Below are 12213 nucleotides of genomic sequence, written 5' to 3'. Positions count from 1 at the left end.
CCAGCCGGTTGGCTCGGGGGCGGTGCTCGACGCCACCGGCGCGGGCGGCACGGCCATCGGCGTGATGTCCGGCCGGCGCCGGGTGGCCGCATGGTGTCGCACGCGCTGCGTGAGCGCGGTCAGATCGAGGTCAGGATTGTTCGGATGGAACATGGCGGCGATGCAATAAGCCCTCGGCTCGGCCTGGAGGCCTGTGGTCCGCGATTTTACCCGCCCCCTGTCAGGGCACGGCGCACGATCACGGCCGCCGTCTCACGCCACGGTGTGACGCGATACCCGGCAACGATCTCGCGCTCGCGCGCTTCGCGCAGGGCCGTGTCGCGACTATAGGCGAGCATGCGCTGCGCCCACGCCTGCACATCGTGCGGCGCGATGAGGTCCGTCAACCCAGGCGCGATCTCTGGCACCGAGCCTGCGTTGGCGGCCAGACAGACACGGCCATACGCCAAGCTCTCGGCCACGGGCAGCCCCCACCCCTCGTATTGCGATGGAAAGGCCGTGAAGCGGCAATGCCGGTACAAGGCAGCGACATCGGCGTCCGAGGCATGCGAGATGAGGCGTATGCGCCCCTGCACGCGAGGGTCGAGCTCGATCGACGCCAGCAGATCGTCGATTCGCCAGCCGCGCATGCCAGTGAACACCAGGAGAGGCAGATCCTCCACGCCTTGGGCGAGCAGGTGGAGCAAGGCCCGGTACAAGACCTCGTGGTTCTTGCGGATCTCCAGCGTACCGACGACCAGGATGAAGGGTGTACCGGCATCCACCAGCGCCTGCACCTCAGGCGAGCACGGCCACTGGGCTGCCGGGGGCAGCTCATCGCCCAGCCGAACCAGGGACAGCGGCGGCGCGCTCACGCCGACCGTATCGTAGAAGCCCAGCAGGTCGTCACGCGTGCGGGCGGAGATGCACACGAGGTGCTCGGCCATCCACGCCATGTCGGTGAGATAGCGCGCGCAGCCCTGGTCCGCGTGCCGCCAGTAGAAGTGCGGGAACAGGATCTGAATGAGGTCGTAGACGATCCCGAAGACGCGCAGCCCCTGCTGGCGGTGGGCATCGAACAGCGCGGCGATGCGCTCGGGGGTCTGGTCCGCGCTCAGACACAGATACCGCTCACCCGGCGCGAACGTGATCGCGGGCTCGGCAGGCGCCCAATCCGACACGGTCTCGGCCACGGCACTACCGTCGGGCCCGTAGGCTCGCGCGAGGACGGCGCGGGCCTCGTCGTGCGGCATGGAAAACCACGCCTGGCGATCCAGATCGTACAGACAGAAACGCACCTGATCGGGCACCGCATCGAGCGCCCACCGAACGCATTCTTGCTCCACCCGGGTGATCCCCGACGGCGCGCGGCGCCAGTGAAACGACGCCGTGACGTCGATCCAGAGGCGGTCGTCCGCCCCGCGAGGGGCCGGACCGGTTTCGGTCACCACCGGATCTTCAGGGGCCGGCGGCACGTCGTGCGGCGGCGATTGGTCATCCCAGCTCATCGGCTCTCCGCGTTCGATAGCGTGCGCACGCCATGCACCAGCGCCGCCAGACGGCGCGGCGCCGGGTGCACCACGGCGTCCCACGGCACCGGCGGGGCCGGGACCACGGCGGGTGCGGGTGCGCGCAACGCCGCCACCAGCCGGGCGCGGAACCGGTCCATGTCAGGTTCGACGGTCAGCGCCGGCCACTCGCACGTGGGTGCGAGCCCGCGCAGTGCGGCCGGTCGTGCCAGCACCGGGCGGGCATCGCGCAAGGCCTCCGCTGCCTGCGCATCCGGTGCGCCGATGTCGCCCGGCACGGCCGCCCGGGCGAGCAGCACCACGTGCGCATGCCGCCGCGCGCCAGAGAGCATGAGTTCGTCGGCGTCGGCCAGCAGCCGCACGCGTGAGCGGTTGATGCCGCCCCAGGCATTGAAGTCCGGCGATTGCTCGATGAAATCGCACAGGCGGCCGATGACCACCAACATCGCGTCGGGTGGCAGAAAGGCGAACGAGCGCCCCATCAGATCCAGGAAACCCTGACGCGCACCTGCGTCGTCCTCGCTGACCCAGAGGGCGAAAGGCCGCTGCGGCAGATGGTCCACATACACGGCATGGCTGCGCGCGGGGTCCTCCTGCGGCGGCGCAGCGCCATCGGGCACGACGACGACACGCCAGGGCGCGGCGCCCTGGCGCACCAGCGCAGTCCGCAAGGCTTCGCTCGTCGCCAGGCACAGCCCGGCCTGCGCCAGCACGGCACGCTCGGTCTGTCTCACGGCATCGGCCTGCTCGACGGGCAGATGCCGCGCGGCTTCCCCCTGCTCGTCACGCTCGGCCTCGTAGATCAGCGCAGGCATCGGCCCGTCGCGCAGCGCCAACGGCCAGGCTGCCTGCAGCAGCGGCCAGGCAAATGGCGTCTCCAGATGGATGGCGTCGTACCCCGTGGCGCGCAAGCGTGCCACCAACGCGGCCAAGCCCGTGGCCTGCGACGCACCCAGAAGGGCCGCAAGACCCTGCGCCAGCCGGCGCGGCACGTCGCTGGCGCACGCCACGTCAGGCACGCGCAGCGTGTCCGCACGATCGCCGCCCTCGGGCATGGGCCCCACCGCCCATTCGACGACATCCCACGTGACCCCGGCATCGGCCATGGCACGGGCTGTCGCCTGCGCTCGCCAGATGCGCGGTGAGCGCGCGTCGATCGGCCTGGCGGGCCGCAACGACAGCACGCGCAGCCCTGCCGGCCCGACCGCCGTACGCGGACGGCGCAGCAGCGCGGCCGTGTCGGGCGGCACGCCGCGCGACTGGGGCTGCGGGTGATTGACGAGGAGATCGCGCGCCAATCGTTCGGTCTGCGCACGGTCGGGCAAGACCAGCGGCTCACGCCACCCCGCCAGGCTCTTGACCGCTCGCCGAGCCAGGCCCGCGGGCGTGCGTGGCCCGCTTTCGGCGGCGGACTCGATGGCGTCGCGGTAGGCGCGCGCCACTTCGGCAGGGTCATGCTGGGTGCGCACGTGACGTCCCGCCGCCTCTGCCATGGCCTGACGCCGCGCAGGCTCGGCAGCCAGGGTTCGAAGCGCGTGGGTGATCTCGGCCACGCTGGGCATGTCTGGCAGCAGCATGGCTGTCTCGGCCGGCAGCTCGGCGGCAGCGCCGTGCGCATTGGCCAGCACGGCCACGCCGTGCGCCATGGCATCCAGGATGGCGCGTGAGGTCTCGCCGCGGGATTGCGTACGCAGCTGGATCGCCACATCGGCTGCCGCCAGGTAGTCGCGGTATACCGACATGGGCGCATAGCCGGTCATGCGGATGTCGGTACCCGACGGCACCTCGCGAATCCGCGCCTCGAGCGCGCGGCTGTACTCGCCTTCGAACTGGTGGCCGCCGACCAGGGCCAGATGGGCACCCGTCAGGCCCGTGGCAATCCACGCCTCGACCAGTTCGCGCGACATCTTGGCTTGCCCGGCATACCCGAACGAACAGGCGACGAAGGCATCGGCATCCAGCCCCAGCCGCGCGCGCGCGGCCAGGCGATCCGCCTGCGCCTGCGGGCTCGCATGCGAGAGCGGCACCACGTGCACCGGACACGGCGGTGTCGGCCCCGCCCAGCGCCGCGCCAGCGACTCGGCGTGACGCGAATGCACGATGACGCCGTCGGCCTGGGCAAAGATCTCCAGGTTGCACGGATACGCAGCCAGTGCGGCCGCCTCGCCCTGCGCCCGATACAACTGCAGCGCGGCAGGCCCGTGCGAGCGCAGCAAGGCTCGCCACAAAGCCATCGGCAGGCGTCCGGTGTGCTGGGCATGGCCGAACACGTGCCCCAGGTAGAAGTCGTGCAACACGACCACGCCGGGGTGCTCGCGCAGCAGCCCGAGCATGTGACTGTGGAACGGCGAATTGCCCAGGTGATACAGGATGCGGTCGAATTCGCCCGCATGCTGATGGAACCATGCTGGCGTGCGCACCGGGTAGGCCTGGGCGATGGCCGCCGCGGGCGGCGGCGCTTCAGGGCACACCAGCTCGATGGCGTAGTGCTCGGCCAGCGCCGGGAGAAGCTCGGCACTGTAGTCGGCAATACCGCTGGCAGCGGGCGGCACCGGCGACACGTAGGCCAAGCGCGGCTTGGCGCTCGCGCCATCCAGCCTCGCGGGCGCCGCGTCGGCCGAGCCCGCACGGCAGGCAGCCGCCAGCGCCAGCGCGGCCAGCGTCTCGACATCGGCAGGGGCGGGCTGCACGAGCTGGCCCGAGGGCAGTTGCCAGCCCGCCGGCCCGATGACAGCCGCCGCGTCGGCCAGGGCCGCCTGGATCTCGCAGGCCCAGGCGACACGATCCCCACGCCCGGCCGGCACCAGCGACTCGCCCACCAGCGCCACCAGGGGTGGCGTGAGCGCGTCTGGCGCGCCGTAGATGGCGTCATCGGTGTAGCCCACGGCCGCATCGAGCACGATCACGGCATCCGCGTCCAGACCCGCCAGGAACATGGCCCACGCCGCGCGTGAAGCCGCACGTCGCCAGGCATTGGCCGGAGCGTGAGCCGCACTGGGCAGGGGGGCGCGAAAGGTGCGCCACGCGGCCTTGTCAGTGTCGTGCGCCAGCCAACGCGCCAGCAACGCGGCATCCACGTCCAGCCCGTCACGGGCGACCCAGATCAGCTCGTGTTCCGCAGCCGCCGCCTGCAGCGCGCGCGCCGTGGCCAGCGCGCGATGGCCGCGCTCACCGCCCAGCTGACACGCCTGCACATCGATCGCCAGACGCATGCCTCAGTCGTCCCGGCCAGCCACGGCAAGAAAGCGTCGCGGCCCGGCCAAGAGGCGGTTCACCGCCGCGACCGCCTCGCCTTCGCCCTCGAGGACGGGAGGGGCCGGATCCAGGCGCCAGAGTGCCACGGGCGACAGCCCGGCCTCGCGCAACGCCGAGGTCAGGGCATCGGGCGTCCAGGCGAAGACGCCCGGCCCGGCACTGCAGAGAGCCGCTGCGACCGCGGCGTTCTCGGGATTGTCCAGGCGAAGGGCCAATTGCCCGCCCGGTGCGAGGACCGCAGCGGCCGCGCGTGCGAGCGCACGCATGCCCGCCGCATCGAGCGCGCCCGCTCCAGCGGGCGCCAGAATCGCGTTGAGCGACCCGGTGGGCAAGGCTTGCAATCCCGCCGCCCACGCCGTGGGCGTCTCGGAGGGCAATACCAGCACCCGAGCATCGTCAGGCAACAGCGTCTGCCATTCGCGCCAACTCGCGGCGTCGACGTCCTCAGCCAGGGCGGCCAGGGCCACCGCGCCGGAGACTGCCGCCGGCCAATCCCCTCCACGGATGTCTGCCGGCTCGGACGCGCGCCGGCTGTCGCGGACAACGGCACGGACCTGATCGAGCGCGCTCTGCACCTGCGCGGCCTGCCATGTCCCTGCCGCCAGGCGCCGCTCGCCGCGCTCGGCCTGCTCGCCCAGCCAGGCCTCGATATCGCGCCGCCAGGCGTCGCGCTCCGCCTGCTCGGCGGCGCGTGCCTGGGACAATCGATCAGCCTGCGCCTCGAACGCGCGCTCCTGGCGCGCCTGCAGTTCTTCGCGCAGGCGATCCAGGTGATCCAGGCGCGCGGACGCCGTCTGGAGATCCCGGCGCAGATCCGCGATGTCCTGCCGCAGCGACGCTCGCCAGGCCCGCAGCGAGTACACGCCGCGCAGGCCTGCTGCCAGATTCCCGAGCACGGGCACGCGGCCCAGACGGTGTCGCCAGTTCGATTCACCCATGGATGGCACGTTGCGTAAAGATGACGGGGCCATTGTAGAGGAGCAAGCCCGGCCTGCCGGAAGCGAAAGGACACAGCCCACCCGGGGTGTTTCTCTTACAATTCCCGGCTTTGCCCGGCGTCGAGCCTGGGCGCCGATGGCCTCCTGGCCGCCCTCTTCGCGGGAATCATGGCTTCAGCACCTCGTCGCAACGTCCTCTTCGCCGGTTTCGAGTTCCAGCAGAAACTGCAGCGCGGCATCTACCTCTATACCAAGTCGCTCATCAGCGCGGTCAAGCGTCGCGGCCACCAGACCGGCATCCTGAGCGAAGCGCGCGCGTCGCAAGACACCGTTCCGCTGCTGAGCAACATCTATCACGCGTTGAACGATCCGACCCGCATCCGCGTCTCGCATCGGCGCATGCTGCTGAAGTACGGCACGCACCGCTGGCTCAATCGCGTCAAGCCCGTCGCCGTGGCCAACCAGCAGTCCATGGTCACCGAGGAGAACCTCTGGTTCCTTCGCGACGTGGACCGCTTCCTCAACGTGCCCTATGTGTACGACACGGCCTCCGTGGTGAACCGCCTTTCCTTCGAGAAGCCGCTGGATCTGGGCTTCGCGGGCAACGCGGGGTACGACACGATCTTCACGACCTCGCCGATGGCCGTGCGCTCGGCCCACCCGCGCGCCAAGCTCGTGCAGACGGTGCATGACCTGATCCCGCTGCAGGTGACCACCCACTGGGAACGCACGGACGTCTTCTACCGGCGCCTGAAGGCCTGCGCGGAGCACGCCGACCTGATGCTTGCCGTGTCCGACTACACGCGCAACCGCTTCCTGGAGGTGTTCCCGCATGCGGCCTCCCGGATCCATACCGTCTACCAGCCGCTGCCGGCCGATGCGCACGCGCTGCACCTGAGCGAGCAGCCGCTGGTGCAGGAGGCCGTGCTCGAGAAGTTCAATCTCACCAAGGGCAACTACTGCTTCTACGTGGGTGCCATCGAAGGGCGCAAGAACATCCACCGGCTGATTGCCGCGCACGGCATTGCCGCCCGCGGCGAGGATTTCCCGCTGGTGCTCGCAGGCTACGTGGACAAGGAGTACGCCGCCGAACAGAACCTGTCGGACGTGCTCACGCTGCCCAAGCCCGGCGCCCCGGCAGCCGACGCGAAGAGTGACACCGCCAAGCGGCGCAGGACCACACGCTACATCGGCTACATCACCGAGGTCGAAAAGCTCTGCCTGCTGCGCAACGCCCGCTACTTCGCCTTCCCGACGCTGTCCGAAGGCTTTGGCATCCCGGTGCTCGAAGCCCAGACACTCGGCTGCCCGGTGCTCACCACCAACGTGGCGTCGATCCCGGAAGTCGTCGGCCAGAGCGCGGCCCTGATCCAGGATCCGTTCAACGTCGAAGAGATCGCCGTGACCGCCAAGCGCCTCATGGAAGACGACGCCTATCGCGCGAGCTTGCGCGACGCGGGTCTGGTCAACGCACGTCGCTTCGACAACGAGACCTTCGCGAACAACGTCGACGCGCTACTCGCGCGGCTCTGATGTGAACGACCGCGTTCGGCCGCTTCGCGCTGGCCGAACGTGCGGCAGGCTCCGCGCGGCTCACTGATCCAGCGTCGCGCCACCATCCACGCGCAAGTCGTGCAGCGTGATGTGACTGGCGCGCTCTGACAACAGGAAGAGAATCGCCTGGACGACCTCGTCGGGCCGTGCGATCTTGCGCAGGGGGATGCCGAGCCGATACTGCGCCGGGTTGCCCTCGATGACGGCCTCGCGCGACGAGCCCTGGCGCCACATGGCACGCTGCATCTCGGTGTCGGTCGAGCCAGGCGACACCACGTTGCAACGGATGCCGTACTCGGCGAGCTCCAATGCCAGGCAGTTCGAGAGCGCGGTCACCGCGGCCTTCGAGGCCGCATACGCGCCCATGGCCAGACGCGGTGTAGTGGCGGCGTTGGAACTGACGTTGACGATGGCGCCATGCCGGCGCCCGATCATGCCCGCCGCCACTTCGCGACACGCGTGGAAGACCCCGTCGGTGTTGATCGCGAATGCCCGGGCCCACTGCGCATCCGTCAGATCGGCGATGCGCCCCATCTGCAGCACGCCAGCCACGCAGACCAGCCGATCGATGGGCCCGAACGCCACTTCGCTCGCAGCCACCGCCGCCTTGACGGCCTGCGACTGGCTCACGTCGACCGTCTCCGTACGCAAGGCCTCGCCGCCAGTCAATGCCGCCAAGCCCGCAGCATCCGCATCGATGGCCGTCACCCGCGCGCCTTCGGCCAGCAACGCCTGTACCAGCGCCGCGCCGATACCACCCGCGGCGCCGGTGACGAACACGTGCTCATCGGCGAACTCTCCCGGTCCGCCGGCTGCCTCTTTCATCCGGCCGTTCATCGCGTGCTCTCGCCGGCCAGCGCGGTCACGGCTTGCGCCACCGTCACGCTCATCCCGCAGCGACGCGCCACGTAGCGCACGGCCATGTGGTGCTCTTCCTCGGAGAAGTCCGCCACGCCATCGATGACGAAGAACGGCTGGACGTCCTGCATGAATGCTTCGAGCGCCGTCGCCATGCAGCCGATATGAGCGTAGATGCCGCAGATGATCAGCTGGTCGCGGCCTCGGGCGCGTAGCTGCTCGCGCAGGTCGGAACGCTGGAAAGCGCTGTACCGCCATTTGGTGAGCACCGTGTCCTGCGCCCGCGGGGCCAGCGGCTCAATGATGGGTTGCTGTGCGTGGAACTGCGCTTGCGTGAGCCCCGGCCCCCAGAAGTCGTTGAGCAGCGCCCTGTCACCCGCAGGCTGCGCCACCGGCTGCGCGGTGTAGAACACGGGCACACCCGCGTCGTCGCAGGCCTCGCGCAGCTGACGAATGTTCTGCACGAGTGCGGGCACGGGGGCCTGCGTCGTCTCGAACTTGTTGAGGAAGTAGGCCTGCATGTCGTGCACCAGCAGCGCGGCGCGCGACGGATCCAGTCGCCAGCCGACACGGTTCTCGACGGGATCGGCGGGCATGGGATAGGATGCAAGGGCGGGAATGGTCATGTCGAGGTCAAAGTCAGGTGCGCACAACGCTGCATGAGAATGATAATCAATATTCAGTCTGGATGGCGTTTGTGTTGCGCGCGGCGCAATGCCGACGGATCACGTCCGCGCCGATGACACAATCGAACGGTCACGCGCCGACACCGCGCGTCGTCGCCTCATTCTGACGAGAGATGTCCTGATGGTCCTGAAGCTTCTTCGCGCGCTATCGAGCCGCGCCGCCCCGGCACCCGACGCTGCCCTGACCTCGGTGGCACCGCCTGCCGGGCCTGAGCCAACATCGGACGGTGCGACCAAGCCGGCCGCCACGCGACGCGATCTACCCCAGACCGGTGAGGCAACCGAGGAGGACATCCTCTACTGCTTTCGGCTCATCCTTGGCCGCGCGCCCAGCCCCGAGGAGATCCCAGGCCACCTCAGCAAGGCAGGTACGGCGCTGCCCCAGGTAGTCTCCACCTATCTGAATTCCGCCGAATTCGCGCACCGCAAGCTCATCAACGCCACGCTCGATCCCAGCCTCGCCTGGTCCGATCAGCACGGCCTCAAATTCCTGGTGGACACGACCGACGAAGACGTCGGCAAGCACCTGCTGGTGAGCAGCTACGAGGACCACGTCACGAAGATCTTCCAGGAGCTGCTGCGGCCCGGCATGAACGTCATCGACGTCGGTGCCAACATCGGCTACTTCACGATGCTTGCCGCGCATCTCGTCGGCAAGGAGGGCCGCGTCTGCGCGTTCGAACCGAACGCGCGCAACGTGGCTCTGCTAGAGGCGAGCCGACGCGCCAACGACTTCGCACAGGTGACGGTGTACCCGATGGGGACGTCCGATCAGGATGGCCTCCTGGTGCTCAATTCCACCTACAGCAACGGGACGACGTCCACCGCGCCGGCCGAACTCGAGGCACTCACGTCCGCGCGCATCGTGCCCGCCGTGCAGCTCGACCACCTGGTCCTGCATCAGCAGCGCACGGATTTCATCAAGATCGACATCGAAGGCGCGGAGTATCGGGCCCTCAAGGGCGCCGAACAGATCCTGCGCCGCGACAAGCCCATCGTCGTGAGCGAGTTCTCGCCCAACGCCATGCCCGGCATGAGCGGTGTCTCAGGCCAACATTATCTCGAGTTCCTGGTAGGGCTTGGCTACACGCTGGGCGTGGTCCAACACGATGGCAGTATCGACGATTGCGGCACCGACACCGCGCGCGTGCTCGATGCCCACACGCAGTCCGGCGTGGACCACATCGACATCATCGCGCGCCCGGCTTCGGCCTGACAGCCCGAGGCCGTGCGCCGACGGCGACATGCGCCGTCAGGCGGGGGCCCGCACAGGCGTCACGTCCACGCTCACCGGCAACGCGGCCACGCCCGCGAACGGCACCATCGTGCCGTGCGTCACCTCGAACACCACGGCCTGATCCCAGCGGTCGTAATTGCCGGCGACGTGGTGATCGTCGTCGTGCAGGGCGACGCTGATGTGGTAGTGCCCAGTGCCGATGTTGAGCTCGGGCAGGTTGAATTCGATCCGCTGGCGCTCGCCCGGCGTCATGCCGATATCCTTGAAGCCCAGGCGGCGGGTGTTCATCCCGAAGACGTCGTAGCCCGTGCGATCGCGGATGGTCATGCCCAGCGTGAGGCCGGGCAAAGGCTCGTTGACATCCACCTCGATGCACAGGCGCGCGGCCTCGCCCACGCGGAACATGGGCTGCTCGACGGCATTGATGTCCTTGGCGCCCAGCAGCTTCACGGACACCATGCGGGCCTTGCCATTGCCCGAGCGCCGGCCGAGTTCGCCGAGATCGCCCTCTGGATCCTTGGCCGCATCCTCGCGCGCGGAGATCAGCGCGTAGTAGAAATCGAGCACGTCGGCAGGGTCGCCGTCGCGCAGCACCCCGCCCTCGCCCAGCAGCAGCGCGCGGTCACACAGGGTCTTGATCGCGCCCGGATCGTGCGACACGAAGAGCAGCGTCGCCCCGTCGTCGCGGAACTGCCGGATGCGCGCAAATGACTTGTGCTGGAAGTACGCATCGCCCACCGACAAGGCTTCGTCCACGATGAGCACGTCGGGCTTGAAGGCCGTGGCCACGGCAAACGCCACGCGCACCTGCATGCCGCTTGAATACGTGCGCACCGGCAGATCGAAGTAATCGCCCACTTCGGCGAAGGCCTCGATCTCGTGCATGACGGCATCCATCTCGGCGCGGCTGCGACCCGTCATCTGGCCCGACATATAGGCATTCTCACGCCCGGTGAAATCCGGGTGAAACCCCAGGCCGAGTTCGAGCAGCGCGGAGACCGTGCCGTTGATGACGATCTTGCCTTCGGTGGCACTGCTCGTGCCGGCGAGCATCTTGAGCAAGGTGCTCTTGCCCGCGCCGTTCACGCCGATCAGGCCCACGGCCTGGCCCGGCCGCACGTCGAAGGTGACGCCGCGCAGCACCCAGCGCAGGCGGTTCGGATCCGTACGGCCGCTGAAGACGCGCTTCAACAGCGCCTTCTTGCCATAGGCGCTCGCGTAGGCCTTGCCTACATTCTGGATCGAGATCACAGGAGAAGTCATGGAATGGGCCACCGTCTACAGGTAATCCAGCATCTCGGCATAGAGACGCTTGTAGGCGATGATCGCCAGCACGGCCAGCACCGATGCGATGCCCACCGTGTAGGCGAGCGATTCCAGCGTGGGGACGGTGCCGTTCAGGAAGAGTTGCTGCAAGTTGGTGATGGGCCGCACCACCGGGTTGAAATACACGATCTCGCGCATCCAATCGGACAGGATGGTGATCGGGTAGACGATCGGGGTGCCCCAGAAGAGCAGCTGCAGTGCGATGTCCACCGTCTGCCCCACGTCGCGCACGAACACATGCAGCACGCCCGCGAGCAGGCCGATGGCCAGGGCAAGGAACGTGAGCGCGGCGATGCTGGGCAGGGCCCACAGCACGATCCACCCCGGCCAGGCATCGACCAGCAGCAAGAAGATGAAGTAGAGCCCGGTCAGGATGAGGAAGTTGAAGAGCGCCACCACCACCACCGGCACGAGCAGCACCAGCTTGGGAAACTGCACCTTCTTGATGAGATTCGCGTGCTCCAGGAAGATGCCCTTGGTGCGCGTGGTGATCTCGACGAAGAAGCCCCAGGTGATGAGGCCCGCGCAGATGAAGACGCTGTAGGCGAAGGCCGAGGTGTGTTCACCCGGCAGACGCGCGTGCATGACCTGAGAGAACACCAGGGTGTAGATCAGGATCATGGACAGCGGCTGGAGGATCAGCCAGGCCGGGCCGAGGAGGGAGCCCGTGTAGCGCGCACGCAAGTCGCGCTCGGAGATCGCCCGGACGAGGCCACGAAAGCGCCAGGTCGCGAACAGCGTGTTCCGCATCAGATTCATGGTGGCAGGATTGTACGGGAGTCGGCGCGTACGCGGCACACGGAAACACGCGTATCAGGACGTGTCCTGCCCCCTGCGCAAGGCCCTATTGC

Annotated in this window: 9 protein-coding genes; 2 read left to right on the top strand and 7 right to left on the bottom strand. The window is 68.6% G+C overall.

The annotated features are described in order from the left end of the window. Positions 1-206: 206 nt before the first annotated feature. The 3 genes from IMZ29_RS16665 to IMZ29_RS16655 are packed head-to-tail and all read right to left on the bottom strand — an operon-like array spanning position 207 to position 5701. A complete protein-coding gene (locus tag IMZ29_RS16665) occupies positions 207-1487 on the bottom strand; it encodes a glycosyltransferase family 4 protein (protein WP_216186178.1) in 1281 nt (426 codons plus the stop codon). Continuing rightward, a complete protein-coding gene (locus IMZ29_RS16660; RefSeq protein ID WP_216186176.1) occupies positions 1484-4720 on the bottom strand; it encodes a glycosyltransferase in 3237 nt (1078 codons plus the stop codon). The genes IMZ29_RS16665 and IMZ29_RS16660 overlap by 4 nt, the downstream gene beginning before the upstream one ends. 3 nt (positions 4721-4723) lie before the next feature. After that, positions 4724-5701 carry a hypothetical protein gene (locus tag IMZ29_RS16655; RefSeq protein WP_216186174.1) on the bottom strand — a complete coding sequence of 326 codons (978 nt, stop codon included), beginning with the start codon at positions 5699-5701 and terminating at the stop codon, positions 4724-4726. Positions 5702-5869: 168 nt separating this feature from the next. Between IMZ29_RS16655 and IMZ29_RS16650 the strand changes: the two genes are divergently transcribed. After that, a complete protein-coding gene (locus IMZ29_RS16650; protein WP_216186172.1) occupies positions 5870-7234 on the top strand; it encodes a glycosyltransferase family 4 protein in 1365 nt (454 codons plus the stop codon). A 60-nt stretch (positions 7235-7294) separates the two neighbouring features. Here the strand turns inward: IMZ29_RS16650 and IMZ29_RS16645 are convergent, their stop codons facing one another. After that, on the bottom strand, positions 7295-8080 hold the full coding sequence (locus IMZ29_RS16645; protein WP_216186170.1) for a 2,3-dihydro-2,3-dihydroxybenzoate dehydrogenase: 786 nt from the start codon (positions 8078-8080) through the stop codon (positions 7295-7297). Positions 8081-8088: 8 nt separating this feature from the next. Continuing rightward, entirely contained in the window at positions 8089-8739 is a 651-nt protein-coding gene (locus tag IMZ29_RS16640) for an isochorismatase family protein (RefSeq protein WP_216186168.1), read from the bottom strand. 181 nt (positions 8740-8920) lie between these two features. Between IMZ29_RS16640 and IMZ29_RS16635 the strand changes: the two genes are divergently transcribed. Beyond that, positions 8921-10015, top strand: coding sequence for an FkbM family methyltransferase (locus tag IMZ29_RS16635; protein WP_216186166.1), 1095 nt, complete (start codon positions 8921-8923; stop codon positions 10013-10015). Between the two features lie 36 nt (positions 10016-10051). Here IMZ29_RS16635 and IMZ29_RS16630 read toward each other — a convergent pair whose 3' ends face one another. Together IMZ29_RS16630 and IMZ29_RS16625 are read right to left on the bottom strand one after the other, a co-directional pair. Beyond that, on the bottom strand, positions 10052-11299 hold the full coding sequence (locus IMZ29_RS16630; protein ID WP_216186164.1) for an ABC transporter ATP-binding protein: 1248 nt from the start codon (positions 11297-11299) through the stop codon (positions 10052-10054). 15 nt (positions 11300-11314) lie between these two features. After that, positions 11315-12121, bottom strand: a complete 807-nt coding sequence (locus tag IMZ29_RS16625) for an ABC transporter permease (RefSeq protein ID WP_216186163.1) — start codon at positions 12119-12121, stop codon at positions 11315-11317. Positions 12122-12213 lie beyond the last annotated feature (92 nt).

This window comes from Verticiella alkaliphila (genome assembly GCF_018904615.1).
Classification (GTDB): domain Bacteria; phylum Pseudomonadota; class Gammaproteobacteria; order Burkholderiales; family Burkholderiaceae_B; genus Verticiella; species Verticiella alkaliphila.
The sequence above is the reverse complement of the archived record's forward strand: the minus strand, read 5'-3'. Positions and strand labels throughout refer to the sequence as shown.

Coding starts and splice junctions, on each gene's coding strand:
- IMZ29_RS16645 (WP_216186170.1), bottom strand. CDS start 8,080: ATGAAAGAGGCAGCCGGCGGACCGGGAGAGTTCGCCGATGAGCACGTG.
- IMZ29_RS16630 (WP_216186164.1), bottom strand. CDS start 11,299: ATGACTTCTCCTGTGATCTCGATCCAGAATGTAGGCAAGGCCTACGCG.
- IMZ29_RS16625 (WP_216186163.1), bottom strand. CDS start 12,121: ATGAATCTGATGCGGAACACGCTGTTCGCGACCTGGCGCTTTCGTGGC.
- IMZ29_RS16650 (WP_216186172.1), top strand. CDS start 5,870: ATGGCTTCAGCACCTCGTCGCAACGTCCTCTTCGCCGGTTTCGAGTTC.
- IMZ29_RS16665 (WP_216186178.1), bottom strand. CDS start 1,487: ATGAGCTGGGATGACCAATCGCCGCCGCACGACGTGCCGCCGGCCCCT.
- IMZ29_RS16635 (WP_216186166.1), top strand. CDS start 8,921: ATGGTCCTGAAGCTTCTTCGCGCGCTATCGAGCCGCGCCGCCCCGGCA.
- IMZ29_RS16655 (WP_216186174.1), bottom strand. CDS start 5,701: ATGGGTGAATCGAACTGGCGACACCGTCTGGGCCGCGTGCCCGTGCTC.
- IMZ29_RS16640 (WP_216186168.1), bottom strand. CDS start 8,739: ATGACCATTCCCGCCCTTGCATCCTATCCCATGCCCGCCGATCCCGTC.
- IMZ29_RS16660 (WP_216186176.1), bottom strand. CDS start 4,720: ATGCGTCTGGCGATCGATGTGCAGGCGTGTCAGCTGGGCGGTGAGCGC.